The organism is Sellimonas caecigallum, from assembly GCF_019754295.1.
GTDB lineage: Bacteria > Bacillota > Clostridia > Lachnospirales > Lachnospiraceae > Sellimonas > Sellimonas caecigallum.
Genome location: NZ_VIRV01000001.1, coordinates 48,698 through 74,554, shown reverse-complemented (window position 1 = coordinate 74,554; position 25,857 = coordinate 48,698). Strand labels below are relative to the sequence as shown.

General features: G+C 44.9%; 23 protein-coding genes and 1 pseudogene. 15 read left to right on the top strand and 9 right to left on the bottom strand.

Going from position 1 to position 25,857, the window contains the following annotated elements; genetic code table 11:
* Positions 1-210 precede the first annotated feature (210 nt).
* From FLB61_RS00370 to FLB61_RS00345, 6 genes are all read left to right on the top strand, one after another.
* Positions 211-1,593: an ABC transporter substrate-binding protein gene (locus FLB61_RS00370; protein WP_221919113.1), complete on the top strand. Its 1,383-nt coding sequence runs from the start codon at positions 211-213 to the stop codon at positions 1,591-1,593.
* A gap of 66 nt (positions 1,594-1,659) precedes the next feature.
* Complete coding sequence (locus FLB61_RS00365; RefSeq protein WP_221919112.1) at positions 1,660-2,616, top strand: carbohydrate ABC transporter permease; 957 nt, start codon at positions 1,660-1,662, stop codon at positions 2,614-2,616.
* Between the two features lie 3 nt (positions 2,617-2,619).
* Positions 2,620-3,465: a carbohydrate ABC transporter permease gene (locus FLB61_RS00360; RefSeq protein WP_221919111.1), complete on the top strand. Its 846-nt coding sequence runs from the start codon at positions 2,620-2,622 to the stop codon at positions 3,463-3,465.
* A 112-nt stretch (positions 3,466-3,577) separates the two neighbouring features.
* The gene (locus FLB61_RS00355) at positions 3,578-6,025 is read left to right on the top strand and encodes a beta-glucosidase (protein WP_221919296.1); all 2,448 of its coding nucleotides are present in this window, start codon (positions 3,578-3,580) and stop codon (positions 6,023-6,025) included.
* 168 nt (positions 6,026-6,193) lie between these two features.
* Complete coding sequence (locus FLB61_RS00350) at positions 6,194-8,629, top strand: carbohydrate binding domain-containing protein (protein WP_221919110.1); 2,436 nt, start codon at positions 6,194-6,196, stop codon at positions 8,627-8,629.
* 28 nt (positions 8,630-8,657) lie between these two features.
* A complete protein-coding gene (locus FLB61_RS00345) occupies positions 8,658-9,062 on the top strand; it encodes a carbohydrate binding domain-containing protein (RefSeq protein ID WP_221919109.1) in 405 nt (134 codons plus the stop codon).
* A 444-nt stretch (positions 9,063-9,506) separates the two neighbouring features.
* Here the strand turns inward: FLB61_RS00345 and FLB61_RS13115 are convergent, their stop codons facing one another.
* The 6 genes from FLB61_RS13115 to FLB61_RS00320 form a co-directional block, all read right to left on the bottom strand.
* Positions 9,507-10,403 (bottom strand): MobA/MobL family protein, encoded by an 897-nt coding sequence (locus FLB61_RS13115; RefSeq protein WP_275952187.1) that lies wholly within the window; start codon positions 10,401-10,403, stop codon positions 9,507-9,509.
* Positions 10,400-10,996 carry a MobA/MobL family protein gene (locus tag FLB61_RS13110; protein ID WP_275952186.1) on the bottom strand — a complete coding sequence of 199 codons (597 nt, stop codon included), beginning with the start codon at positions 10,994-10,996 and terminating at the stop codon, positions 10,400-10,402. The genes FLB61_RS13115 and FLB61_RS13110 overlap by 4 nt, the downstream gene beginning before the upstream one ends.
* A gap of 421 nt (positions 10,997-11,417) precedes the next feature.
* Positions 11,418-11,639, bottom strand: a complete 222-nt coding sequence (locus FLB61_RS00335; RefSeq protein ID WP_071144372.1) for a DUF3847 domain-containing protein — start codon at positions 11,637-11,639, stop codon at positions 11,418-11,420.
* 115 nt (positions 11,640-11,754) lie between these two features.
* Positions 11,755-12,567 (bottom strand): ATP-binding protein, encoded by an 813-nt coding sequence (locus tag FLB61_RS00330; RefSeq protein ID WP_246599046.1) that lies wholly within the window; start codon positions 12,565-12,567, stop codon positions 11,755-11,757.
* Entirely contained in the window at positions 12,564-13,112 is a 549-nt protein-coding gene (locus tag FLB61_RS00325; RefSeq protein WP_221919107.1) for a replication initiator protein A, read from the bottom strand. The genes FLB61_RS00330 and FLB61_RS00325 overlap by 4 nt, the downstream gene beginning before the upstream one ends.
* Positions 13,113-13,145: 33 nt before the next feature.
* On the bottom strand, positions 13,146-13,523 hold the full coding sequence (locus tag FLB61_RS00320) for an adenylate cyclase (RefSeq protein WP_221919106.1): 378 nt from the start codon (positions 13,521-13,523) through the stop codon (positions 13,146-13,148).
* Positions 13,524-13,556: 33 nt separating this feature from the next.
* On the opposite strand from FLB61_RS00320, the gene FLB61_RS00315 reads away from it, so the two are divergent.
* Positions 13,557-13,733 (top strand): helix-turn-helix transcriptional regulator, encoded by a 177-nt coding sequence (locus tag FLB61_RS00315; RefSeq protein WP_330625453.1) that lies wholly within the window; start codon positions 13,557-13,559, stop codon positions 13,731-13,733.
* Between the two features lie 65 nt (positions 13,734-13,798).
* On the opposite strand, the gene FLB61_RS00310 is transcribed toward FLB61_RS00315, so the two are convergent.
* Positions 13,799-16,108 carry a tetratricopeptide repeat protein gene (locus FLB61_RS00310; protein WP_330625452.1) on the bottom strand — a complete coding sequence of 770 codons (2,310 nt, stop codon included), beginning with the start codon at positions 16,106-16,108 and terminating at the stop codon, positions 13,799-13,801.
* Between the two features lie 209 nt (positions 16,109-16,317).
* Between FLB61_RS00310 and FLB61_RS00305 the strand changes: the two genes are divergently transcribed.
* Positions 16,318-16,530, top strand: a complete 213-nt coding sequence (locus tag FLB61_RS00305) for a hypothetical protein (RefSeq protein ID WP_207744723.1) — start codon at positions 16,318-16,320, stop codon at positions 16,528-16,530.
* A 48-nt stretch (positions 16,531-16,578) separates the two neighbouring features.
* Here FLB61_RS00305 and FLB61_RS00300 read toward each other — a convergent pair whose 3' ends face one another.
* The gene (locus FLB61_RS00300) at positions 16,579-17,124 is read right to left on the bottom strand and encodes a helix-turn-helix transcriptional regulator (RefSeq protein ID WP_221919105.1); all 546 of its coding nucleotides are present in this window, start codon (positions 17,122-17,124) and stop codon (positions 16,579-16,581) included.
* A gap of 62 nt (positions 17,125-17,186) precedes the next feature.
* Positions 17,187-17,495 (bottom strand): annotated as a pseudogene (locus FLB61_RS13305) (sigma-70 family RNA polymerase sigma factor); the annotation flags it as partial.
* 185 nt (positions 17,496-17,680) lie between these two features.
* Between FLB61_RS13305 and FLB61_RS00290 the strand changes: the two are divergent.
* The 7 genes from FLB61_RS00290 to groL all read left to right on the top strand — a co-directional run bounded on the left by FLB61_RS00290 (position 17,681) and on the right by groL (position 25,843).
* Positions 17,681-19,222 carry a YifB family Mg chelatase-like AAA ATPase gene (locus FLB61_RS00290; protein ID WP_221919104.1) on the top strand — a complete coding sequence of 514 codons (1,542 nt, stop codon included), beginning with the start codon at positions 17,681-17,683 and terminating at the stop codon, positions 19,220-19,222.
* The gene (gene dprA, locus FLB61_RS00285) at positions 19,215-20,333 is read left to right on the top strand and encodes a DNA-processing protein DprA (protein ID WP_087211184.1); all 1,119 of its coding nucleotides are present in this window, start codon (positions 19,215-19,217) and stop codon (positions 20,331-20,333) included. Before FLB61_RS00290 ends, dprA begins: the two co-directional genes overlap by 8 nt.
* A gap of 29 nt (positions 20,334-20,362) precedes the next feature.
* The gene (topA, locus tag FLB61_RS00280) at positions 20,363-22,438 is read left to right on the top strand and encodes a type I DNA topoisomerase (protein WP_087211187.1); all 2,076 of its coding nucleotides are present in this window, start codon (positions 20,363-20,365) and stop codon (positions 22,436-22,438) included.
* Positions 22,439-22,557: 119 nt separating this feature from the next.
* Positions 22,558-23,340 carry a GTP-sensing pleiotropic transcriptional regulator CodY gene (gene codY, locus FLB61_RS00275; RefSeq protein ID WP_087199611.1) on the top strand — a complete coding sequence of 261 codons (783 nt, stop codon included), beginning with the start codon at positions 22,558-22,560 and terminating at the stop codon, positions 23,338-23,340.
* Positions 23,341-23,416: 76 nt separating this feature from the next.
* On the top strand, positions 23,417-23,713 hold the full coding sequence (locus FLB61_RS00270) for a hypothetical protein (RefSeq protein ID WP_087199613.1): 297 nt from the start codon (positions 23,417-23,419) through the stop codon (positions 23,711-23,713).
* A 160-nt stretch (positions 23,714-23,873) separates the two neighbouring features.
* Complete coding sequence (locus FLB61_RS00265) at positions 23,874-24,158, top strand: co-chaperone GroES (protein WP_087199615.1); 285 nt, start codon at positions 23,874-23,876, stop codon at positions 24,156-24,158.
* A 65-nt stretch (positions 24,159-24,223) separates the two neighbouring features.
* Positions 24,224-25,843 (top strand): chaperonin GroEL, encoded by a 1,620-nt coding sequence (gene groL, locus FLB61_RS00260; RefSeq protein WP_087199617.1) that lies wholly within the window; start codon positions 24,224-24,226, stop codon positions 25,841-25,843.
* Positions 25,844-25,857 lie beyond the last annotated feature (14 nt).

Here is a 25,857-nt window from a genome sequence, read left to right as displayed (position 1 = left end):
TTATATAAGAATCTGTGGGAGGTAAAAATCAGAAAAAGGGTGGAAAATGTCAGATTCATGACATGAAATGGAAAATGTCAGAAAACGTGTCATGAATCTGACATTTTTTTGATGTTTATAATATATTGAACTGCCGGATTGAGATATAATTTCAACATCTTAAACAGGACGGAGGCCCTGAAGATAATTAAAAGACAGGAGGAATGAACAATGAAAAAGAGAGTGTTTGCTGTTTTAATGGCATCGGTCACGGTGGCAGGACTACTGGCAGGATGTGGCGGAGGAAATGACGGGGGATCGGGACAGTCTGAAAATGCTGAAGAAGGAAAAGTCATCAATATTTACAGCTGGAACGATGAATTCCGCACCCGCCTGGAGGCTGTGTACCCGGAAGTTGAGAGCACATCTGATGATGGAACGGTGACTACACTGAAAGACGGAACAGAGATTCACTGGGTGATCAATCCGAATCAGGATGGTGTCTATCAGCAGAAACTTGATGAGGCTCTGATGAATCAGGCAGATGCAGCGGCAGATGACAAGATTGATATCTTCTTATCTGAGACAGACTATGTCTATAAATATACAGATGCAGAAGCCGGTGTGGCGATGCCTCTCACGGATCTGGGTATTGATCCTGAAACAGATCTTGCAGATCAGTATGATTTTACAAAGACAACAGCCTCTGACAGGGACGGTGTACAGAGGGGGTCTACATGGCAGTGCTGCCCGGGAGTACTTGTATACCGTAGAGATATTGCAAAGGATGTATTCGGAACCGATGATCCGGCAACTGTAGGTGAAAAAGTAAAAGACTGGGATACGCTGAAAGGAACTGCGGAAGAACTGAAGGCAAAGGGGTATTATACATTTGCTTCTTATGCAGATACTTTCCGTGTGTATGGCAATAATATCAGTGAACCCTGGGTAGCGGACGGAGAGACAACTGTGAAAATAGATCCGCTTATCATGGACTGGGTGAAAAATTCCAAAGAATGGCTTGACGCCGGTTATCTGGACAAGACAGTCAAAGGACAGTTTAATGATGACTGGAATAAAGCTATGGGATCTTCTTCCAAAGTGTTTGCGTTTCTGCTTCCACCTTGGGGCGTTGACTTTACCCTGAGCCCGAACTGGGATGGCGATACAGGTGCATGGGCTGTTACAAATCCGCCGCAGGAGTACAATTGGGGTGGCTCTTACATCCACGCGGCGACAGGAACAGACAATCCGGAGCATGTAAAAGACATCATTCTTGCAATGACAGCAGACAAAGATACTCTGCTGAAGGTTTCTAAGGATTATCTTGATTTTACTAACACAGTAAGCGGGATGGAGGAAGCAGCTGCCGATGATACATATGCATCTGAATTCCTTGGCGGACAGAATGCATATGAGTATTATGCACCTGTTGCAGAGAATATCCAGATTGCTCCCCTCTCTGCGTATGATCTTGGGTGTGTCGAGCTGTTCCAGAATTCATTCAGTGATTATTTTCAGGGAAATGTAGATTTCGACAAAGCGAAAGAAAACTTTGAAACTGCGATTAAAGAACGTTATCCGGATATTACAGAGGTTCAGTGGCCGGAATAATTTTGAAAAAGGACTGCCGTGTCTGTAAATGGATATGGCAGTTCTTAAAGAAAGGAAAGGTAGCTTATGAAAAAGAAGCGTAAAAGCGTCAGCTACGCAAAGTGGGGATATATTTTTATTCTTCCGTTTTTTATATGCTTTTTGATATTCTCCCTGATTCCGCTAATTGATACAGTCAGGTACAGTTTCTTTGAATATTACAGGTCAGGGATTAAAGAAATTGGTCCTAATTTTATCGGTATCCAGAACTATATCAGTCTGCTGGGGTCGGATATGTTGAAATATGCAGGTAATACTCTGATCTTGTGGGTAATAGGATTTGTACCTCAGATTGTAGTTGCACTGCTTCTTGCCAACTGGTTTACAGATGTTCGCCTTAAGATCAGGGGCAAACAGTTTTTTAAGGTAGTCATATATTTGCCAAATCTGATTATGGCATCTGCATTTGCAATGCTGTTTTTTGCGATGTTTTCGACAAACGGTCCTATAAATTCCATTCTCATGTCACTGGGATGGATCAGCAAGCCTGTTGATTTTTTAGGATCCGTGATTGGAACGAGATCTCTTGTGGGGCTTATGAATTTCCTTATGTGGTTCGGAAACACGACGATTATGCTGATGGCCGCAATCATGGGAATCAGCCCGGACATATTTGAGGCGTGTGAACTTGATGGATGTACGAGTATAAAAAGATTCTTTTATATTACGCTTCCGCTGATTCGGCCGATTCTTGCATATACACTGATTACATCTATTATTGGCGGGCTTCAGATGTTTGATGTTCCGCAAATCCTGACAAATGGACAGGGAAATCCGGATCGTACATCTATGACGTTGATTATGTTCCTAAACAGTCACTTGAAGAGCAAAAATTACGGTATGGCAGGTGCATTGTCGGTATATCTGTTTATAGTAAGTGGTATCCTGTGTTTCTTTGTATACAGGATGACAAATGGGAATAACGATGATGGGACAAAAAAGATTAGGAAAAAAGCAAGAAAAGTACGGAAGGGAGGAAGATAGGTTATGAAATCGAAGAACCAAAAGCGGGGACAGACCATACTGGCATATGTGGTACTTATATTCCTTTCGTTTTTATGCCTGTTTTTCTTTTATATCCTGATTGTGAACGCAACGCGTTCCCATGCAGATTTACAAAAGGGATTTTCTGCAATTCCTGGTTCTTATTTTCTGGAAAATCTGAAGAATGTTGCAAATGACGGAAGTTTTCCGATGTTTAAGGGAATCCTGAACAGTCTGATAGTTTCGACTTGCTCAGCGGCTCTTTGTACATATTTTTCTTCGCTGACTGCATATGGTCTTTACGCATATGATTTTAGAGCAAAGAAAGCTGCGTTTACATTTATAATGGCAATCCTTGTTATGCCAACACAGGTTACGGCAATGGGATTTCTCCGGTTGATTACCAATATGGGAATGTATGATTCACTTCTTCCACTGATTATACCGTCCATTGCCTCACCAGCCGTATTCTATTTTATGTATAGTTATTTGCAGTCATCTCTTCCGCTGTCTCTTGTAGAAGCAGCGAGAATTGACGGATCCGGAGAGTTCAGGACATTTAACTGGATTGTACTTCCCATTATGAAACCGGCAATTGCAGTACAGGCAATATTTACTTTCGTAAGTTCATGGAATAATTACTTCGTTCCAGCATTGGTAATCCAGTCAAAGGACAAGATGACAGTTCCTATTCTGATAGCAACGCTGCGGGGAGCGGATTACATGAACTTTGATATGGGGAAAATTTATATGATGATCACAGTAGCGATCGTACCGATTATTATTGTATATCTTCTCCTTTCCAAATACATCATTGCAGGTGTAACGCTTGGAGGTGTAAAAGAATAAAAAACAGAGATAAACTGAGAAACCGCCATGGGGCAATCCTTTTGACTATATGGGAAAACGCTGTGGCGGTTTTCTTATATCAGAAAATATTACACATAAAGAGGTATGAATGATGAATAAATGGACACATAGCGGCAGCCTGAAAAATGAACCGTCTCAATACGAAAAAAAACACAGAGCATTTGCAAGAAGAGCGGCGACGGAAGGAATTGTGCTTCTCAAAAACGATGGGGTGCTTCCTCTGAAACTCTCAGATCCGATTGCCTTGTTCGGTAATGGGGCGGAAAGGACTGTCAAAGGGGGGATTGGATCAGGAGATGTTAATAACAGGGAAAACATTTCTGTTTACAGAGGAATAAAAGAAGCCGGAGCGAAAATCACAGATGAGCATTGGATCAGAGATTATGACAGATGTTACAGAGAGGCCAGAGAAACGTGGAGGGAAAAGGTTCTGGAAGATGCACATCATGTACAAAATCCGTTTGATGCCTATGCGGCAAATCCCTTTGTTCTTCCGGATGGACCTATAATAAAAGAGAAAGATGTGTCAGGTGCTGTTGCCGCAATTTATGTGATCAGCAGAATTTCCGGGGAAGGAAAAGACAGGCGCCTTGAAAAAGGCGATTATTATCTGAGCAGCAGAGAAAGAAAAGATATATTATATCTTAACAGATTTAGTATTCCCCTGATTCTGATTCTGAATTCCGGGGGCCCGGTCGAACTTACGGATATACTTCAAGAAGCGGAGAATATACAGGCGGTTCTGAATGTTTCACAACCGGGACAGGAAGGAGGGAGTGCCGTAGCAGATATCCTTTTCGGCAGAGCTGTGCCGGAAGGAAAGCTGACTGCAACATGGGCCCGAAGATATAAGGATTATCCATGTTCCGATACATACAGCCATCTCAACGGAAATCTGGAGAAAGAAGAGTACAAAGAAGGCATTTATACAGGATACCGTTACTTTGACAGCTTTGGAATTAATCCACTGTATTCTTTTGGATATGGTTTGTCGTATACAACGTTCGGATTGAAATTCTGTGGGATGGAGACAGAGAAAGGTGCGGTTCGCGTACGGGTTATGGTTACGAACACAGGCAAATGTTTTTCCGGAAGAGAAGTGGTGCAGGTCTATATATCACTCCCACAGGGGAAAATCGAAAAAGAGAGCAGGAGACTTGCAGGCTTCATTAAAACAAAACGACTGGATCCGGGAGAGAGCCGGGAAGTAACGATTAAATTACGGCAGAAACAGCTTGCGGTATATTATGAAGAGCGGCAGGAATGGGTCGTAGAGGCAGGAATGTATGGCATATGGGTGGGAAACAGTATAGACTCTGCGCTGTTTTCTGCGTATCTCACGGTTCCGCAGGAAGTGGTTATGGAGAAAACCCACCGGATCTGTCCCAGAAAAGATTATTTTGAAGAGTTATGCAAAAACAGTTTTGAAAACAGAGCGGGCAGGAATGACGAAGAAAAGGAAGAAATATCCGAATATATATTTGAACCATGTATCGAGCAAGAAAGACAATATGTATCGCCATATGAAAAAGAATATGCGGTAGACGAGCTGATTCCGCTTTTGTACGGTAATATTACGGCGGGTGCAAGTACACTGGGGTCATCCGGAATCCGTGTGCCGGGTTCAGCGGGGGAGACAACAGAAGCACTGGAAAAGTACGGAATTCGTTCATTGATTATGGCAGACGGACCGGCAGGCCTTAGGTTGAGACAGAGTTATCAAGTGGACAGAGAAACAGATTCGGTCTACAGCACAGGAGTTCTCGGATCGCTGGAAAATGGATTCCTTGAGCCAATGAATATCCATGAAAATGCCGATACTTATTATCAGTACTGTACGGCGTTCCCGGTAGGGACAGCTCTCGCACAGACGTGGGATCCTGATCTGCTTGGCGAGTTTGGTCGTGCAATTGGACAAGAAATGAGGGAATTCCATGTGGATCTGTGGCTTGCTCCTGGAATGAATATCCAGAGGAACCCGCTTTGCGGACGCAACTTTGAATATTTTTCAGAAGATCCGCTTCTTACTGGCGTACTGGCGTCTGCAGTGATCAAAGGGGTTCAGTCCATGGCAGGGTGCGGTGTAACGATTAAGCATTTTGCCTGCAACAACCAGGAAGACAACAGAATGGGTGTTGATGCCTGTGTTTCGGAGAGGGCACTCCGTGAAATATATCTTCGCGGCTTTGAAATAGCGGTAAAAGAAGGTGCGCCGGCGGCGATTATGTCTTCCTATAATCTGATCAATGGCGTTCATGCGGCAAACAACCGCGATCTGTGTACGGTGACCGCCAGGGAAGAATGGGGATTTGACGGTGTGATTATGTCAGACTGGAATACGACAGTGCCGGAAGATGGAAGTATCGCGTGGAGATGCACAGCTGCAGGAAATGATATTATTATGCCGGGAAACAGTCAGGATGATGAAAATATTCGTGAGGCATATGCAAGGGGAGATCTGTCAGAAACAGAGATCCGTGAATGTGCAGGGAGAATCATCTCATTGGTGAAAAAATTAAGTGAGGCGGTGCAGAAGTGACTAAGAAAAGAAGAATGGCAGTTGTTGCAGTACTACTGGGCAATACTATGGTTATGACGGAAACAAAGGCCGAGGAACCGGTATTGTCCATCGAGACCGATCGGACAGAACATAGCAGTAAGGATTCGATACTGGAAACTTTTACTTTCTCTTTTACCGGTGGTGGCAATGGCTGGCACACTTCTTCCGGCATCTCTGACAGTAAGAGCGCCAGAACCAGACGATAAAGTTTCAGAAGTGAGAAACGAAGAAGTTGTAAAGATGATAACAATAGATGGGGAGGAAGTTAGTTTGAAAGCTACGATTACATATCAAACGGAAAATAAAGAAGAGGAACAGACAACAGATCTTTCCTATGAAGGATATAACCTGAAATGGGAAGATCAGTTCGAAGGTGAATCTTTGAATCGGGATGACTGGAATGTGGAACTGCATGATCCGGGCTGGGTGAATAATGAACTTCAGTCATATGTGGATTCACCGGAAAATATCTATCTTCAAGACGGAAGCCTTGTATTGAAACCGGTAGAGAACATGAATGAAGACGGAAGCGTGTCCTATACATCCGGGCGAATCAATACGCAGCATAAGCATGATTTCAAATACGGGCTTTTTGAGGCCAGAGTGAAAGTTCCGGAAGGTCAGGGATTTCTCCCGGCATTTTGGATGATGCCGACAGATGAGAATCTGTACGGACAGTGGCCGCGGTGTGGAGAGATTGATATTATGGAAGTTCTTGGGAATAATACGGATACGTCCTACGGAACCATACATTATGGAAATCCTCACAGTGAGAGTCAGGGAAGTTATACTTTGGATGAAGGGGCGTTTTCTGAGGAATACCATGTGTTTGATGTAGAGTGGGAGCCGGGAAAAATCAGCTGGTATGTAGATGGAAAATTGATTCATACAGAGGATAACTGGTATTCTGCAACTGAAGGACAGGGAGAAATCACATATCCCGCTCCGTTTGATCAGCCATTTTATATCATTCTGAATCTTGCGGTCGGCGGCAACTGGCCTGGAAATCCTGATGATACGACGGACATTGAAAATTCAGCATACTATATTGACTATGTGAAAGTATATCAGAAGGACAGTTATGATGAAAATGTTACAAAGCCGATAGAAGAAGTGATTCTCAGAGATCCCGATGAAAACGGGAATTATATTATCAATGGGGATTTCTCCGTAAAAGAGGAACTGACGGATGATAAAGACTGGGTATTCCTGACAGCACTGGGCGGTGAAGCCGGTGCAGAGATCAGAAATAATGAAATTGAAGTTACGACAGAAAATGAGGGTACAGTTGACTACAGCGTTCAGCTTGTACAGCCAAATCTTCCAATGAAACAGGGCGGAGTATATCAGCTCAGCTTTAATGCATATGCAGATGCGGACAGAACAATGAAAGTAGGTATATCCGCACCTGAAAGATCGTTCCGGCGTTATCTTAATGATACGGAGATCAGCCTTACTCAGGAGAAACAGACGTATAACCTTGATTTTACAATGACGGACAGCAATGATGCGAATGGAAGACTAGAATTCAATATGGGAGCAGCGGGGTCAACGTCAGGAATCAGGATCAGCAATGTGTCACTGAAGAAAACAGATGAAATCGTGATAACGGACGGTGAAAAAGGAATCCTTGCAGACGGAAACTATGTGTATAACGGCAGTTTCCAGGAAGGAGAAGAGCGTCTCGGATACTGGGATGTACAGAAAAATGATGGAGCGGAAGTAAGTGTTACCAATGAGAATAACATACGGAGACTGATGGTAAATGCTCCGGAGGGGACGTCAGCCAATAATCCGGTTATTGTATTACAGACGGACCTGGCCTTATCCTCAGGCAATACGTATGCAATGAGCTTTACAGCAGAGGGAGAGCCAGGAAAGAAGATACTGGTAAAAGTAGCCGGACAGCAGTACGAGTTTGAATTAAATGGGGAAGAGCAGGAATATGATAACAAACTGACAGTGGCTGGTGAACATGCAGACACGGATCTTGCGTTTGTTTTTGAAACACCAGGTACCTATTATATTGATAATGTGCGTATCGAGGAGGACAGCCTGATCAAAAACGGAAGTTTTAACGCAGGATTTTCTGGATATGAGCCGTATGTTGATAGTAGTATTTCATCAGACGTTACATATGTTGTTGACAGCCTGAGCGAAGACAATGCCGCGGATTTTACAATTAATAATACAGGAGATGCGGCATGGAAGATCCAGCTGAAGCAAAACAATGTGGAAATTGAAAAGGGACAGTGGTACAGGCTTTCTCTTGATGCTAAGGCAAGTATACCAAGAGAGCTGATGTTTGCGATCCAGAGAGACGGATCTAGTGATGATGACTGGACACCTTATTCGGGAGAAAAAATCGTAGAACTGGGAACTGAGTATAATAATTATGAGACTGTTTTTCAGATGACAGGCGAAACAGATCCGAAAGCACTTCTCAGTATTTCTATGGGAGCAGTTGGAGGAAATCAGATAGCAGTAAAACACCGTATCTGCATTGATAATATTAATCTTGAAAAGATTGATGCACCGGATATCGGTAAACAGCCAGTAGGAGAAGAGAAAACCTTCTGGTAAACGGTGATTTTTCTTCCGGAAATGAAGGTTGGGAGAATGCAGTTACATCCCCGGGAGCAGCAGATGTTCTTGTGAAAATGGGTGTGCCGCATATAGGATTAGCGAAGTTGGAACCGAGGATCGGAATGTACAGTTAAAGCAGAATGGAATCGTTTTTGAACAGGGAGCGCACTACAAAGTTATATTCAAGGCAAAGTCTTCAGAAGGCCGGACGATCAAACTGGCAATGCTCAGCCCGAGCTACACATGGTACGGTGGAGAAGACCTGGTGCTGGATAAAGATCAGGAGAAAGAGTTTACAGTAGCGTTTACAATGAATGACGAAACAGAGACGAATGCTTCTATGGTTATCTCAATGGGAGCAGTTTCAGAAATTGATACCCCTGCCTCAACAGTAGAATTGTCCGAATTTTCATTGATCAGGAAAGAGTAGAAAGATTCATTATCCCATAAAAATTTTATAAACTTCTCCTGCTATACCTGAGAAACACAGAGTTTTAGATATAAATATGCCCTCCTGCGCTCGGATTAATGTTGGTCTGCAAACTGCAAATAAACAGCGCAGGAGGGCATAAAATTGATATTTAAAATTTCGTTTATATAAATATTATATAGTTTTGCACATAAATATTAGAGAAAGGTGATTCCCTTTATCGTTGATAATCTTGAATTTTTCTTTTTTGCAGGCTAGATTGATCTTTCCTGCATCCCAATTCTTTTGCAATCTGTTTTTGAAAAGCTTGGGTACGGAATGCTTCTGAATCTTCAAGTAGGCGGTTATCTATATCTCTGACAGAGTCATAAAACAGGGATGTATCGAATTCCTGTCCTATTGTCTGAGATAATTTCTGATAAATCTGATTTCTGACGGTTTCTCTCATATCAGCTCTGGTGTCAAACAGTTCCTCCAATTTTTCAGAGCAAACAGTTTTTTTATTTCCTGAAATAGTTTTTGATTTTCTGTTAGTTGGTTCCATAAGTTTTCGTTTTGTAAGTTCAGTTTATTTAAAAAATCTTGCTGTTTTTGTAGAGTTAATTCGCTAGTTTTAATTTCAGATTCATTGTGAAAATAATTATCAGAGATAAGTCGTTCTTTCAGCGATAGTAATTCCTCAATATCCTCAGTAAGAGTCGTGATCTTCCGGCTGATCTGATAGTACTGAACCGGCTGCAGAAAGTTGAGTTCCTTTTTCTGTGACTGGAGGGACTTCTTTTCAGCCTGCTTTGTCCGGATTGTCTTTGTGATGGCTTTGTATTTCTTCAAAACCGGTGTGATCATAGAGATCCATTTACTTGCGGAGGATGCCTGCATACGGTTATGGAACAGATAATAGCGGATCATAATCATTGTACCCCGGAGCTGTTCCAATCGTCTGGCGATGGCAGGGATATTTTCGCTGATTGTCTTTGCCATTTTTTCTACCTGCCGTTTTAATTCCCGGAAGAGTCGATTATCTGATCGTATCTGCCGGTTGATCTCACAGCGGTCGGAAATCAATCCTTTCTTCTCCATATCTCTTGCATGGTATCCCTCATGGATGGTAGGCTGTTCATCACGTCCCTGATCAGCAAAACTACGGTAATCTATCCGGGTGTCGATCTGATGTTCCTGTAAAGTATGGTTGACTGCATCTGCCAATGCTTTCCGCCATTCTCGAAGCTGTGCTTCGCTGTTCCACTGTTCTGAAACAGGATTCTGTCTGCCGAAACGGGTGCTTTTCGGATGTTTGTCTGCTCGGATATAACCATGTTCCTGGGCTGCTGAAGGTGTCATATATACCTTTTTTTTCCGACTTTATAAGGATATTGCTTTTCCCACCCCTTTGTCTGAGCATCTTTAAATTCGGAGGCAGTAAAGCCTTTTTCTTCCCCATTCCTGATGCAGAGGTATTCTTTCTGTGTTTTATACTGCCAGGTTCCGTCAGTTTCCAGCGGGCGGACGGTTAGCAGGATATGGGCGTGGGGATTATGACCGTCTGTGTCGTGGATCGCAAAGTCAGCACACATTCCCATATCGACAAAATTATTTTGGATGAAATCACGGAGTAATGAGATTTGTACCTTCCTTGGCAGTTCAATGGGAAGTGCGACAACAAATTCTCTGGCAAGCCTGCTGTCTTTGGTTTTCTCGGCTCGTTCCACGGCATTCCTGAGCTGCTCCCGATCTTTCCATTCTGGTGAAGCCTTTGGTGGGAGAAGGACTTCCTGAAAAATAAGTCCCTGTTTCCGGGTATAATCATGCTGGACACCATCGTAATCATTATACATGCGACTGCAGCTAAGATAGGCAGAAGCAGCAACGGCGGAGCGGCCTGCCCCCCTGCTGACTACTTTTGACGACATATGGTAAATTGCGATAACAATCATCTCCTTCCTGTGAATATCGCTGTACTATAAAGGAACATGGTTGTTTCCATGTTCCTCTGCAGAAAAGCTGCCGGTGGCAGGTTTTCGCAGGCAGCCATCTCCGGCTGGAGGATCCTGCCGGAAAACTTGCCGGTGTTCTTCCGGCAGGTGTATCCGCCGAAACCCGGCGGATGGATGGCTGCATAGCCGGTGCTGCCTGCCAGCAGCGGATAGCCCTCGGCAGAGCGCACGAGCCCGACCAGCGGGAGGGATACCACCGCTTCACGGGGACCCCGCAAAGCCTGCTTTGTGGGGAGAGGAGGAGCAAGGTAGCGTCCGTAGTTTCCGCCGGAGGCGAAAACGGAGGAAAGCGGACTTTGCGACGACGAAGTGATGAGTAAGTGCGCCCTTCGGGAATAAAAACATGCAGAGCTATTGCTGCTTAAGAATGTTTCTGTAAATGGAGCAGAAGAAAATGCCGAAGCTCCTCCGTTGTCATCTCCCGGACTTCCGGTACAACACGTTCCAGTTCCGCTCCTTCCAGGATCAGGCGCCTTGTCCGGGCGCTCCGCTCTTTTTTCCGGTCTCTGGCCTGGGCAGCCTCCATCCGGTGTTTTGCCTGCAGTAACTGCTTTTTTGTTTCTTCTGTTGATAATTTTTCCATAAAAGTTCCTTTCCGGTATCTGTCCGGTACCGACTGTGCCGTGTTCCGGTACTGATACCTGTGTGCGTGTGCGGTCTTGATCTGACCGGTATGGTTTTCCTGTTCTTCTGGTATGCTATTTCCTGTCCACGGTGTCAGATTGGAACAGTTTCCGTACTTCTTTCAGGTTAGAAGCGGCATTCATCTCCCGTATATTCTGACGGCTGATCTTCACGGGAATACAGCGCTCCAGTATGCGGTCATAAATTCTGGCGTGTGCCAGATCCTGCGGATTTTTCAGCTCTTCCAGAGTCAGATTTGTTGTGATGATCATGGGTTTCCTGCTCCGGTAACGGCTGTCGATGACACTGAATACCTGCTCCAGGGCAAACTCAGAACTGCGTTCTACGCCAAGGTCATCGATGATCAGCAGGCTGTATTGATTGAAGCTTTCAATGAAGCGGTTCCGGTCATCGGAGTACATCCTGGTCAAGGTGTTCAGGATGCGGGCAAAATTGGTCATCAGAACCGGCACGCCCTGTTCCAACAGTGCGTTAGCGATACATCCGGCAAAAAAGGATTTCCCTGTCCCTACATCTCCCCAGAGCAGAAGCCCCAGAGACTTTTCTTTCATCTCCTTCCAGTGGGCGACATACTCATGTGCTTTCCGGATTTCCGGATTATAGCCTTTGTCATTTGAAAAGTTATAATCCCGTAGCGCTTTGTCCTGCAGGCCGCTGGCCTTGAGCCGTGAGATATGCTCCAGGAATTCCCGCTGTTTCCGTTCTTTCTCCTGCTGTTCGTATGCTTCCTGCTGACAGCGGCACCGTATGGCCGGACGGAATTCTTTCCCGCCAAACTGGACTCTGCACTGCCGCGGCGTATGGCATTTGGAACAGTAAATGAGCTCGTCCGCTTCGATTAAATATTCGTCCTCTTTTAAGGTCATAGGCTTTCCTCCTCCTTGCATTCATATTTCCGGTCGGAACCGGGACCGTAAGGAATGCGGTTTCCCCGATCCCATCGTTTTTTCTCTTGATATTTGTTCTTCTTATTTTTACTACCGGACAGATTCCTGTCTTTCTGACAGACAAGATCCTGTCTCTCTGACAGACAGTTTTCTGTCTCTCTGATGGACAGATTTTTGTCTGTGGACGGCAGGGCATCCGGATACTTTACATAGATGCGGTTAGGACGTCCGATCCCCTGGCGCTTTCTATAAATGAGTTGTTTTTCTTCCAATGCTTTCAGCGCCGTTTTGATGGTCATTTCGCTCTTATGCATGGCGTCTGCCAGAGAGGGGATGGTGAAGAAGAGGTATACATGGCCATTTTCATCCGTCCATCTGTCATTCTTCTGTGACAGCCTTGCCCGGTCGAGCAGGATCATGTAAAGGATCTTTGCTGTCTCATTCAGATTATCTATTTCCAGTAAAAATCTTGGGAATACCAGATAGTTCAGGATCTGGCTGTCCGGCGTGAGAAACTGTGTCATGTGCCACCTCCCCTCAAATGACAGGTTCAGGGACTACTCGCCCAGAAAATCCCAGTCTACATCGGCATCCGGGTCAGTCACCGGAGATTCTGCCGGGGGAACGGCTACATCGGACTTTGACAGCCCGGCCATGCAGCCGGCCAGAAAGACCGGAAGTGCTTTTTCCATTGACTTCTCCACCGCAGAGACGATCTGCTGTACAAACTGTTCTTCCTGCTCCCGAGTTTCCATATAGGGATCCTCCCGGCTTTTGTAATAGCGGTCAAAGTAATCCACCAGAGCGGCGGCGATTACCTGACTGTAGGATTTGAATTCCTGCCTGTCCATAGTCTGGAGATACTGCCATGCCTGGGCAGGGATCTCCTTGTCCAGGTTAAACCGGACATTGGTGCTTCGGATTCTGTCTGTCATGGGCGCTCCTTCCTGCGGATAATAGAAGAATTGTTGAAAGAAAAGGGAATCAGCAAGAATACGATCTGCCGTGACTTGGATATTCCAAGAGCAAATTTTAACAGATATTGCAGAAATGAATTCCAACGGATAGATGCAAATCTGGTCTGTAAATTGTGCAGTTATCTGGAGTGTGAGATTGGAGAACTGATCGTATATGTAAAAGAATAAAAAGCCTGACAGATTAGAAAGATTTTTTCTGATTTTACCGTTCAGGCTTTTAGTCTTTTTGTTTTCTAATTATTAAGCAGCTGCTGTCCTAAGGCTATCCCTGCCTGTGTATAAGTCTGGAGGATTTCCTGTTTTTTCGTTTCAATCATATCCCGTTCCCCATTATATACCCCTTCATAGATAGCCAGTGCTTTTTTAAAATGAGAGGTGGCCTGTTTGACTTCACCTGTAATCAGGCAGATACCGCCCATTGTTTCCTGAACTGTGGCGTAATCCAAGGTCTGGTCAGAGTTCAAGTCCCGGATCATCCGGGATAGTTTTTTCAGAGCGGAGAGCCCTATTTCCGGCTGCCCCATTTCAGTAAGGAGAACGGCATAGTTCGCAGTCTGGGCAATACTGTCATGGTAGTAAAGAAGATCATACTGTTCCAGAATCCGAAGCCCCTGCTCCATAGACTGCTGTGCCAGATCCCGTTTCCCTGCTTCTTTGTAAAGCCCGCCCAGATTGGAGCAGAGATTGGAAACAAGGTGAGCATTTTCTTCTGAGATCTCCGGGATCAAGGCGATGGCTTCCTTTTCCAGTTTAATGGCTTTTTCTGTTTTATCTTCACAGGCTGCACGATAATCCAGAAGAAGCGCCCGGTCTGTGCTGCGTCCGACAGTTTCGTCCGTAAGTAGCCCGGATAATTTGCCGATGACTAATTCCATCCCGGCAGTATAGTGGTACTTTTCCATGTAGGGAAATACATCTTCCAGAAAACTCAAATAAGCCGGCGTATTGTCATCTGCAATCTCCCGGATGATGTTCTCGATGGTCAGAAACAGCGGTTTGTGCCAGGTGACGTCACGTCCATGGAATAGACAGATGGTCTGCAGGCTGTTAAGCAGTACAGCACTGTTATTCATTGACGGTCTGGTCTCGTCAACTGCCACTTCCTGTATCATAGGATGAAGAGAAATCTGTCTTGCGGACTGTGTCTGTACAAAGCCTTTTTCAATCAGGTCATTGATTCTGTTCATGTCCGGGAGTTTCATCCAGTTCGCATACAGCCGTCCGCTGATTCCACTGACGGGAGTAAAAATCAGTCCCCGCATAATATCAAGTTCTTCTTCGGAGAGGCGATACAGAGAAAACAACGTATGTATATGGTCATAATAGGTAGCTTTCCGACTTTGCCCGTCTTTTACGATATCAATGGTATCTGTTGCGCCAAGTGCAGATTTTTCAATCTGCAGCCGTGCCAGTAATTCCTGTGGTTCCAGGATGCCTGTTTCCAACAGACGTGCGGATAATTCTACCGCCAGTGTATGGCTGTGAACGGCCTGAATAATCTGCTCCAGGATAGAATGTTCCTTCTCTGCATCTGAGAAGAAATATCTTATTAGTGACAATAAAGCATCATGATCAGATATTTCTTCAAGATTGAAAGACGCATAGTTGTCAAAACGGCTCCGGGTAGTAAAAAGGATACGGCAGCGGTATTTTAACAGTACGGAGAAGAAGGCGTCTTTTCCGGCTGTAGTATTAAAGTTGTCTATGATAAGCAAAGTATCTTCTTTTAGTGACCGCAGGAAACGGTTGTGCTTGCGGAAACGGTCTTCTTCTGTATCTTCCGGCAGATCATCCACAAAATCCAGATCAATGATATCCTGCCTCAGATTGCCGCTGTAGATCAGATACAAGATATTTGTATAGTCTTTTCTGTAGTTTTCTGCATATGCTTTGGCAAGTTCGCTTTTCCCGATACCGGCAATCCCCTGCAGAAAAATGATCCGCTTTTCTGAAATTAATTCGTGAAGTGTGGAAAGCTCTTGATCCCTTCCGCAGAAATGAGCACACGCCTTGGGAACTTCTCCGTTATAAACAAAATCACTGATTACCGGAGACAGTGTTCCGACAGCAAGCAGTTTTTTGGTGGCAGCGTTCCTTTTAACAAATGTCCGTTCCATTCCAAAGCAAAGAACAGACGCAAGAAAAGCAGCCTGTTCTTCAGAAGTATGACACGGGTAATCCTGAGTAAGCTGGTCTTTTTTCTGATCGGAAATAGTTCCATCCTGTATCAGGATCTTGTAGATTTCCTGTATTGCCATTGCGCTGTCACACATTAGCGGCAGAATATTTGTTTTTATATCATCAGCCAGACGGTTCCTGTTGTCTGTATGGAGATAATATCCGGAGATGCGGGGGCTGATCCGGGCCTGTCCGTTAAACCAGCGGCAGACAAGACCGTTGTCAAAATCAAAGTCCTGTGAAGATTCCTCTTCAAGAAAACCTTCAAACAATTCATAAAGCAGATCAATCTGATTCATTCCTCTGTCATCGCCGATATATTTGCGAACCGTGGTAATGATTGAACTGAAATCGCAGCGTTCCATATATTTCCTCCTGATCCTGGTCAATTTATGCTCAAACTGCGCTCAATGAGCTTTTGCAAACTCCCTGATAAGATGGTATCACAAAGAAGTTTTAATGCGTTTCTTCTATATATTATAACATCAAATTTAATGTGATGATGCAGAAAAAGGAAACAGTCTCCGGAAGAATAGCGGACAACTTCTCGTTCATAAACTGAAATACCGGGGAGGTGCGTGGTATCGCAAGGAAAAGTGCTCCGATCCATGTGATCGTTCATTATCCGAAAACAGAAGAGGGCAGACATGAGCTGGCAGTCCGGGCGGCAGGCGTCCACGCTGATATGGTCGGTCAGTATATCAACAGGTTGAATTGCCCCTCTGAACAGAAAATACAGTTGATTGATGAGATCATCCATTCAGCTGTCAAAGAAAAAACAGACTGACGATCTGGGTTCAAGATGGTCAGTCTGTCGAAGTATGACTTCAATTATTCAAATGTTATTCTGATTTGATGCATTCTGGTTGGCTAAGAGCACTTCACGAAAATATTTTTCCCAGGTAAGCTTAAACATTCTTTTTTTATCTGATTCCCAGTTCCGGTAAGTATTTGGATTCACATGCAGCATTCTCGCAAAGGGTTTCTTCTTTAACCCCATTTTTTCCCGGCACTCTTTTAGCATTTTCCCCTGACCTTTATATAAGAAAAGATTGTATTCATCCAGAAGGTCTTCAACCGGGATATGATAGAAGTCTGCCAGCCTGTCCACCACTTCTTTCGGGTAGTAATCTACATATCCTACTTCATAATCTATATAGTGCCCTCTGGAGATCCCGATCTGTTCTGCAACCTCTTTCTGCATCAGCCCCATGTGATGGCGGCACCAGCGCAGACGGTCAGGAACGTTTTGTATTTCTTCATAACTGTGATACTGCTGATTAAACTGCTGGGCTTCCAGGAGCTTGCGGGGAGCGATCAGCCGGAATGTATGGATGCACAGAGGAGCGTACTGTACAATGCCGTCTTCTGTTCTGCACATGAGATAATTTTCATCTGAAAACTTTGTAAATACCTTCCAATGTGACTGAAATCCTTGCTGGGGGATTTCTCCTGGGAGTAAAACCCCATTGGCGAGAGGATAGCATTTTCGATGCATCGGGCAGCGTAAGTGGCAAGACGGACCCCTTTGTCTGGATTGAACGTCATCACTGCCTTGATGAGTCCGATCGTGCCGATGGAGATCAGATCTTCGGAGTCTTCGGACAGATGCTGATATTTTTTGACAACATGTGCCACAAGGCGCAGATTATGTTCGATGAGGATGTGTTTTGCTTCCAGGTCTCCCTCTGTATATTTCTGCAGATACTCGCGTTCTTCGTCGGCCGTGAGGGGTTGTGGAAATGATTTCAAGACAGGCACCTCTCAACATGTTTGATAATAGTCTATGAGTGGACAGAATTCTTTGTGCTTTTCCAAAATAAGAATTGACATGGTAAGAGAGAACGTTTAGGATAGAAACAGGAAATTCTAGTACCATTCCGGTGCATATACGGATATTTCGTCCGTATCATTTCATGTGGATCAGAAAAGAAAATATGGGTTTTGCAATGGTAAAGTCTGCCGTCATTGACGGTCTGAATGTGTGTGAGGTTCGCGTGGAGGCGGATACAAGCAATGGTCTTCCGCTGTTTCATATGGTAGGATACCTTTCTTCGGAAGTAAAGGAAGCAGGGGAACGTGTAAGGACAGCGATCCGACATACGGGGATTAAAATGCAGCCTCAGAAAATGGTAGTAAATCTGTCCCCGGCGGATATCAGGAAAAGAGGAGCGTCTTTTGACCTGCCCATCGCGGTGGCCCTCGCTGTTTCGGCGGGAATTTTTGCAGACACGAGGACGGAGGATGCTTTGTTCATAGGAGAACTTGGATTGAATGCTTCCGTGCGGAAAGTAAACGGAATTCTTCCTATTGTTGCGGAAGCGCGGAAAAAGGGATATCGGCTCTGCATTGTTCCAAAGGAGAACGAGGCGGAAGGGGGAATGGTAGAGGGGATCAAAGTCTGCGGTGTCTCTACGCTTGGAGAAGTGTGGGATTACCTGAATTCCGGAAAACTTTCATCTGGATCGAGAAGAAATAGGAACATAAACGTAAGAGAAGATCATGAAAAAGATTTTTCTGAAATGTGTGGGCAAAGAGCGGTAAAAAGAGCTGCTGAGATTGCGGCTTCCGGAGGACACAATATTCTTTATATCGGGGCACCCGGATCAGGAAAAACGATGGCTGCACAGAGAATGGCGACGATACTGCCGAGGCTAACAGAAGAAGAAATGCTGGAGACAACAGGGGTGTATAGTGTGGCCGGTTTGCTCCGGGAGGAGTGTCCTATGATTACCACCCCGCCATTTCGGGAAGTCCACCATACGATCACGAGGGCGGCACTTGTGGGAGGCGGACTCTACCCGGTACCTGGGGAAATCAGCCTTGCCAACAGAGGTGTGCTTTTTCTGGACGAACTGACGGAATTTCAGAAGCCTGTTCTGGAGGCACTCAGGGAACCATTGGAGACAAAAGAAGTTCACATCGTAAGAAAGAGAAGAAATTATATTTTCCCGGCCAATGTGATTCTGACAGCGGCTATGAACCCGTGTCCCTGCGGCTATTATCCGGACTATGAGAAATGCAGCTGTACGCCAGGAGAGATACATCGATATCTTGGACGTGTCAGCCAGCCGCTGCTTGACCGTATTGATATCTGCATGGAGGCCCCGCGCGTGACCTTTCAGGAGCTGAATTCCCAAGAAAAGGAGGAGACATCGGCGCAGATCCGTGAGCGCGTCATACAGACGAGAAACATACAGAATATGCGCTATAAGGGCACAAAGATTACCACAAACGCAGAGATTCCGTCCGGCAAAATCAAGCAGTTCTGTGAGCTGGAGAGAAAAGAAAGGGGACTGCTTGAAAAGGCATTTGAACGTATGGGATTGACGGCGAGAAGCTGTCACAAAATCCTGAAAGTAGCAAGGACTATCGCAGATATGGAAATGAGTGAACGGATCAAAAGCGAGCATTTGGCAGAGGCCATCAGCTACCGCTATATAAACAGCAAACTTTGGGGAGGGATTCGTGATGTGTAGAGAAAATGAGTTTTACGAATACTGGTTAGCATGTGTTAAAGGAATTACATCTTCCCAGAAGAGAAAACTGAGGGAGATGTTTGGGACAGAGAAAGAGCTGTTTTATATAGAAGAAACAGGATACAAGTCCTGCATGCTACTGACGGAGAAAGAGTGTGAGAATTTGCGGGAAAATCAAAGAAAGGGAGTGATGGATGCAAGAAAGAGAGAGTGGGAAAAAGCGAGAAAAAATGGGATGCGCATCGTGACTTACTTTTCTGCGGAGTACCCCGAAAGACTAAGACAAATTCCAGATCCTCCGTACGCGTTGTTTGGAATGGGGCCGGACTGTTTTCGGTTTCCAAAAGGCACAGCGGCCATTGTAGGAGCCAGGAGCGCAAGTCCATACGGTCTCAAAATGGCTTATGAATTCGGGAAAAACTTGTCTGCATCCGGCATATATATAATCAGTGGAATGGCCCGGGGTGTGGACGGAGAAGGAATCCGTGGGGCGCTGGACGGATCCTGCACCGCTGTCGCTGTACTTGGATGCGGAGCGGACGTATGTTATCCAAGAGAGAACCGTGGCCTTTACGAAGCACTTAAGAAAACCGGGGGAATCCTGTCGGAGTACCCGCCGGGGACACCTCCTCTGGCATGGAATTTTCCTCCTAGAAACCGAATTATCAGCGGGCTGTCGGACATAGTTCTCGTCATGGAAGCGAAAGAACGCAGCGGTTCTCTGATCACAGCCGATTTTGCTCTGGAGCAGGGAAAAGACGTGTACGCGCTTCCAGGCCCGGTCACAAGTGTGCTGAGCAAAGGATGCAACCGACTGATCAGGCAGGGAGCCGGCATCCTTCTTTCCCCGGAAGAACTGCTTTTGGATCTCCCGTATGAAATGCAGAAAAAAGTATTTCAAAATGTGAAAAATTCCGAAGAAAATGAAATAAAGCTTGAAAGTCCGGAAAAATTGTTGTATAGTTTGCTTTGTTTGTATCCCAAGAGCCTTTCTGAGCTGGAGGAAGAAAGCGGGTTTTCGAGAGGAAAGACCATGGAAATACTGCTTCAGCTGGAACTGGCAGGATGGGTGCAGGAAATTTCGAAGAATTATTATATCCGATTGAAGTAATATGTGAAGTTGGATGGAGGAATAAGATTATGGCACGTTATCTGGTAATCGTGGAATCCCCTGCAAAAGTGAAGACGATCAAGAAATTCCTTGGCAGCAGCTATGTTGTCATGGCATCGCAGGGGCATGTACGTGATTTCCCGAAAAGTCAGCTTGGTATTGATGTAGAACATGATTTTGAGCCAAAGTACATCACGATCCGCGGAAAAGGAGAGATTCTTGCGGAACTCAGAAAAGAAGTAAAAAAAGCAGATAAGATCTATCTGGCAACTGACCCCGACCGGGAGGGCGAAGCGATCTCCTGGCATTTGACAAAGGCGCTGAAGCTCGAAGGGAAAAAAGTATACCGGATCAGCTTCAATGAGATCACAAAAAAAGCGGTCAAAGAGTCCATTAAAAATGCCAGGGAGATCGACATGAATCTTGTTGATGCCCAGCAGGCGAGAAGAGCCCTTGACAGAGTGATCGGCTACAAGATCAGTCCGCTTCTCTGGAAAAAAGTAAAAAGGGGACTGAGCGCAGGAAGGGTGCAGTCCGTGGCGCTTCGTATCATTGCAGACCGGGAAGAGGAGATCGATGCATTTATCCCGGAAGAATACTGGTCTTTGGATGTGCTTTTGAAAGTAAAGGGAGAAAGAAAACCCCTGACAGCCAAATTTTATGGTACGGAAAAAGAGAAGATGACGATTCGGTCCGAAGAGGAAAAAAATCAGATTATCAGTGAACTGGAAAATGAGACTTTCCAGGTGGCCGAAGTGAAAAAAGGAGAGAGAAGCCAGAAAGCTCCGGTTCCGTTTACGACAAGTACCCTTCAGCAGGAGGCATCCAAAGTTCTGAATTTTGCGACTCAGAAGACGATGAGGATTGCGCAGCAGCTTTATGAAGGCGTGGATATCAAAGGACAGGGAACAATCGGTATCATTACTTACCTCCGTACCGATTCCACCCGTATTTCCGATGAGGCCATGGAAGCGGCCAAGACGTATATCGGGGAGGTTTACGGACCGGACTTCGTGGAAGATACAGAGAAGAAAAAAGATGGCGGAAAAAATGTGCAGGATGCGCACGAAGCGATCCGCCCGACGGATATCGCAAGGACGCCGGCCATGGTAAAAGAATCCCTCACAAGAGATCAGTTCAGGCTGTACCAGCTGATCTGGAAGCGATTTACTGCCAGCAGGATGAAGCCTGCCAAATATGAGACGACATCCGTGAAGATCGATGCCGGAAAATACCGGTTTACTGTGGCTGCTTCTAAAATCCTTTTTGAAGGTTTTCGCCAGGTATATGTGCAGGCGGACGAGGAAAAGACACAGAGCAATGTTCTGCTGAACGGTCTTACCAAAGAATCAGAGCTTACCAAAGAGTCTTTTGACAGCCGGCAGCATTTTACGCAGCCTCCAGCTCACTATACTGAGGCGTCTCTTGTGAAGGCCCTGGAAGAGTTGGGCATTGGCCGGCCGAGTACGTATGCCCCGACAATCTCCACGATCATTGCCAGACGTTATGTAGCCAAAGAAAATAAAAATCTCTACCTCACGGAGCTTGGAGAGGTCGTCAACAATATGATGCGGAAGTCATTCGAGAGTATTGTGGATGTGAATTTTACCGCCAACATGGAAGGGTTGCTTGACAAGGTGGCGGAAGGAAAAGTACAGTGGAAGACCGTCATAAGCAACTTCTACCCGGATCTGGAAGAAGCCGTGGAAGTCGCAGAGAAAGAGCTGGAAGAAGTAAAGATCGAAGATGAAGTGACAGATGTGATCTGCGAAGAGTGCGGGCGGAATATGGTTGTTAAATACGGACCTCACGGAAAATTCCTGGCATGTCCTGGCTTTCCGGAATGCAGAAATACGAAGCCGTACCTGGAAAAAGCAGGTGTCAGCTGTCCGAAATGCGGTAAAGAGATTGTTATCCGGAAAACGAAAAAAGGAAGAAGATATTACGGGTGTGAGGACAATCCAGAATGTGATTTTATGTCCTGGCAGAAGCCTTCCGATAAGAAATGTCCGAAATGCGGAGGTTATATGCTGGAAAAAGGGAACAAGATTGTTTGCGCTGATGAGACGTGTGGGTATGTAGAAAATAAAAACAAAGAAAAATAGCATGTAAGTTATTGAAAATGTGAGAATTGTATGATAATATTAGAATATCAGTTGAGTATTCTATACTTTTGTTCGTGCAATTCGAGGCAGTGCAAAAAATCTTTGGATGGAGGAAGACTATGAGTGTACAGTTATTGGATAAGACAAGAAAAATCAACAAGCTGCTTCACAACAATAATTCCAGCAAAGTTGTTTTCAATGATATCTGTGAAGTGCTTACAGAAATTCTCGACTCCAATATTCTTGTCGTAAGCAAAAAGGGCAAGGTACTTGGTGTGAGTAAAAGGGACGAGGTCAGACCGCTGACAGAACTGATAAAAGGCGAAGTAGGCGGACATATCGATGCGATGCTGAATGAACGGCTGCTGAGTATTTTATCTACAAAAGAAAATGTGAATCTTCAGACGCTTGGATTTTCTCCGGAGGTATCGAAAGGGTATCAGGCTATTGTTTCTCCGATCGAAATCGCAGGCGAACGGCTTGGAACGCTCTTCATTTACAAGCAGGATGAGGAGTATGAGATTGACGATATCATTCTCAGTGAATATGGTACAACGGTTGTCGGCTTGGAAATGCTTCGATCAGTGAATGAGGAGAGCGCGGAGGAGACAAGAAAAGAACAGATCGTACAGTCTGCTATCAGTACACTTTCGTTCTCAGAACTGGAGGCGATCATCCATATCTTTGAAGAGCTGGACGGCATGGAGGGCATTCTTGTTGCAAGCAAGATTGCAGATCGTGTGGGAATCACAAGATCGGTAATCGTAAATGCACTAAGGAAATTTGAGAGTGCAGGAGTTATCGAATCCAGATCATCGGGTATGAAGGGAACATACATTAAAGTTGTGAACGATTATGTATTTACGGAGCTGGAAAAGATAAAAAAAGAAAAACAGAAATAGCGCATGAAAACAGGTGTGCGTGTACAAAAAGGGAGCGTCAGATTTCTGAGGCTCCCTTTTGAGGAAGGAGAAGAATATGTACGAAAACGGTGCGGCGGTGCTTCAGATGAAGAAAGTATTTTTAAAATCAGAAAAGCAGGACAGAAAAAAATATATGACACGGATACGGACTTATGACAGTAAGTCCGAAGAGATGTCGTTGTATGTTGGAAAAGGAGAAGTGCAGTCCTTCTCACTGGATGCGGTATATGAGTGTATTTTTGAGGCAGAAGAAGGTAGGTACGGCTGTGAAGGGGTAATCACAAGAAGGTATCACGATCAGGACGGCGAACAGATCGTGCTGCGGATCCAGAATGGACTCTATGTAGTGTAGTGCAGACATGTGGGCCTATTTTCAAAATATAAACTAAATATAAAGAATAAGAAAGATTGTTGACAAATAAAATGTACAGTGCTATTTTATTACTAGAGTGTTTTAGCACTCTAGTACAACGAGTGCTGATAAATGGATAGACAATGAAGGAGGAACAATCATGAAATTAGTACCATTAAGCGACAGAGTTGTTTTAAAACAGATGGAAGCAGAAGAGACAACCAAATCCGGGATCGTTCTGCCGGGACAGAATAAGGAAAAACCGCAGCAGGCAGAAGTTGTTGCAGTTGGACCGGGCGGTCTGGTAGACGGCAAGGAAGTGGAGATGAAAGTTTCTGTTGGAGATAAAGTAATCTATTCAAAATACGCGGGGACAGAAGTGGAATTAGACGATGTGGAATATATCATTGTAAGACAGAGTGATATTCTTGCCATCATCGAATAGGAAATGATATACCAACAAGGTTAAAATATGTATCATTAAAATAGATTTAAATGGAGGGATTTGAAATGGCAAAAGAAATTAAATACGGAGCAGAGGCCAGAGCAGCACTGGAAGCTGGTGTAAATAAACTTGCTGATACAGTTCGGGTTACATTAGGACCAAAAGGAAGAAATGTCGTGCTTGACAAATCATTTGGAGCACCGCTTATCACAAATGATGGTGTTACGATCGCAAAAGAAATCGAACTGGAAGATGCATTTGAAAACATGGGAGCACAGCTGATTCGCGAAGTTGCTTCCAAGACAAATGATGTGGCTGGAGACGGTACGACGACAGCAACTGTGCTGGCGCAGGCTATGGTTCATGAAGGAATGAGAAATCTTGCAGCAGGAGCCAACCCGATCGTCCTCAGAAAAGGAATGAAGAAAGCTACGGACATGGCAGTAGAAGAGATTGCCAAGATGAGCAGCAAAGTGAAAGACAAAGCTCAGATCGCAAGAGTTGCAGCAGTATCTTCCAGCGATGACGAAGTAGGAAACATGGTAGCTGACGCGATGGAAAAAGTGTCAAATGACGGTGTCATCACAATCGAAGAATCAAAGACAATGAAGACAGAGCTGGATCTTGTAGAAGGTATGCAGTTCGACCGTGGATATATTTCTGCATACATGGCTACAGATATGGATAAAATGGAAGCAAATTTGGAAGATCCGTATATCCTGATTACAGATAAAAAGATTTCTAATATCCAGGAACTTCTTCCGCTTCTGGAACAAGTTGTACAGGCAGGTGCCCGTCTCCTTATCATTGCAGAAGACGTAGAAGGAGAAGCACTGACTACATTGATCGTAAACAAGCTGCGCGGCACATTCAATGTCGTTGCTGTGAAGGCACCGGGATATGGCGACAGAAGAAAAGAAATGCTCCGCGATATTGCAATCCTTACAGGCGGCCAGGTTATTTCTGAGGAACTGGGACTGGATCTTAAAGAAACAACACTTGATCAGCTTGGACGTGCAAAATCTGTAAAAGTACAGAAAGAGAACACAACGATCGTCGATGGTATGGGAGAAAAAGCAGATATCGAGGCACGTGTTGCCCAGATTAAAGCTCAGATCGAAGAAACGACATCTGACTTCGACAGAGAAAAACTTCAGGAAAGACTTGCAAAACTGGCAGGCGGTGTGGCAGTGATCCGTGTAGGTGCAGCTACAGAAACAGAGATGAAAGAAGCAAAACTCCGTATGGAGGATGCACTGGCAGCAACGAGAGCGGCAGTGGAAGAAGGAATCATCGCAGGAGGCGGTTCTGCATATGTTCACGCTACAAAAGCACTGGAAAAACTCGTTGCAAGCCTGGAAGGCGATGAAAAGACAGGGGCATCCATTATACTGAAAGCTCTCGAAGCTCCGCTCTTCAGGATTGCTGCAAATGCAGGACTGGAAGGTTCTGTTATCATCAATAAAGTAAGAGAATCTGAACCGGGAATTGGTTTCGATGCATACAAAGAAGAATATGTAGATATGGTAGAAGCTGGTATTCTCGACCCGGCAAAAGTAACAAGAAGTGCACTTCAGAATGCAACAAGCGTAGCATCTACACTTTTGACGACAGAGTCTGTTGTAGCGAACATCAAAGAAGATGCACCAGCTATGCCGGCCAACCCGGGTATGGGAATGATGTAATCCTTTCGAAATCC

What these genes read in the sequence shown, in the direction of transcription:
- FLB61_RS00370 (WP_221919113.1), top strand. Translation starts at nt 211, where the DNA reads ATGAAAAAGAGAGTGTTTGCTGTTTTAATGGCATCGGTCACGGTGGCA.
- FLB61_RS00365 (WP_221919112.1), top strand. Translation starts at nt 1,660, where the DNA reads ATGAAAAAGAAGCGTAAAAGCGTCAGCTACGCAAAGTGGGGATATATT.
- FLB61_RS00360 (WP_221919111.1), top strand. Translation starts at nt 2,620, where the DNA reads ATGAAATCGAAGAACCAAAAGCGGGGACAGACCATACTGGCATATGTG.
- FLB61_RS00355 (WP_221919296.1), top strand. Translation starts at nt 3,578, where the DNA reads ATGAATAAATGGACACATAGCGGCAGCCTGAAAAATGAACCGTCTCAA.
- FLB61_RS00350 (WP_221919110.1), top strand. Translation starts at nt 6,194, where the DNA reads ATGGCTGGCACACTTCTTCCGGCATCTCTGACAGTAAGAGCGCCAGAA.
- FLB61_RS13115 (WP_275952187.1), bottom strand. Translation starts at nt 10,403, where the DNA reads ATGACACCTTCAGCAGCCCAGGAACATGGTTATATCCGAGCAGACAAA.
- FLB61_RS13110 (WP_275952186.1), bottom strand. Translation starts at nt 10,996, where the DNA reads ATGATTGTTATCGCAATTTACCATATGTCGTCAAAAGTAGTCAGCAGG.
- FLB61_RS00335 (WP_071144372.1), bottom strand. Translation starts at nt 11,639, where the DNA reads ATGGAAAAATTATCAACAGAAGAAACAAAAAAGCAGTTACTGCAGGCA.
- FLB61_RS00330 (WP_246599046.1), bottom strand. Translation starts at nt 12,567, where the DNA reads ATGACCTTAAAAGAGGACGAATATTTAATCGAAGCGGACGAGCTCATT.
- FLB61_RS00325 (WP_221919107.1), bottom strand. Translation starts at nt 13,112, where the DNA reads ATGACACAGTTTCTCACGCCGGACAGCCAGATCCTGAACTATCTGGTA.
- FLB61_RS00320 (WP_221919106.1), bottom strand. Translation starts at nt 13,523, where the DNA reads ATGACAGACAGAATCCGAAGCACCAATGTCCGGTTTAACCTGGACAAG.
- FLB61_RS00310 (WP_330625452.1), bottom strand. Translation starts at nt 16,108, where the DNA reads ATGGAACGCTGCGATTTCAGTTCAATCATTACCACGGTTCGCAAATAT.
- FLB61_RS00300 (WP_221919105.1), bottom strand. Translation starts at nt 17,124, where the DNA reads ATGTGCAGAACAGAAGACGGCATTGTACAGTACGCTCCTCTGTGCATC.
- FLB61_RS00290 (WP_221919104.1), top strand. Translation starts at nt 17,681, where the DNA reads ATGGGTTTTGCAATGGTAAAGTCTGCCGTCATTGACGGTCTGAATGTG.
- dprA (WP_087211184.1), top strand. Translation starts at nt 19,215, where the DNA reads ATGTGTAGAGAAAATGAGTTTTACGAATACTGGTTAGCATGTGTTAAA.
- topA (WP_087211187.1), top strand. Translation starts at nt 20,363, where the DNA reads ATGGCACGTTATCTGGTAATCGTGGAATCCCCTGCAAAAGTGAAGACG.
- codY (WP_087199611.1), top strand. Translation starts at nt 22,558, where the DNA reads ATGAGTGTACAGTTATTGGATAAGACAAGAAAAATCAACAAGCTGCTT.
- FLB61_RS00270 (WP_087199613.1), top strand. Translation starts at nt 23,417, where the DNA reads ATGTACGAAAACGGTGCGGCGGTGCTTCAGATGAAGAAAGTATTTTTA.
- FLB61_RS00265 (WP_087199615.1), top strand. Translation starts at nt 23,874, where the DNA reads ATGAAATTAGTACCATTAAGCGACAGAGTTGTTTTAAAACAGATGGAA.
- groL (WP_087199617.1), top strand. Translation starts at nt 24,224, where the DNA reads ATGGCAAAAGAAATTAAATACGGAGCAGAGGCCAGAGCAGCACTGGAA.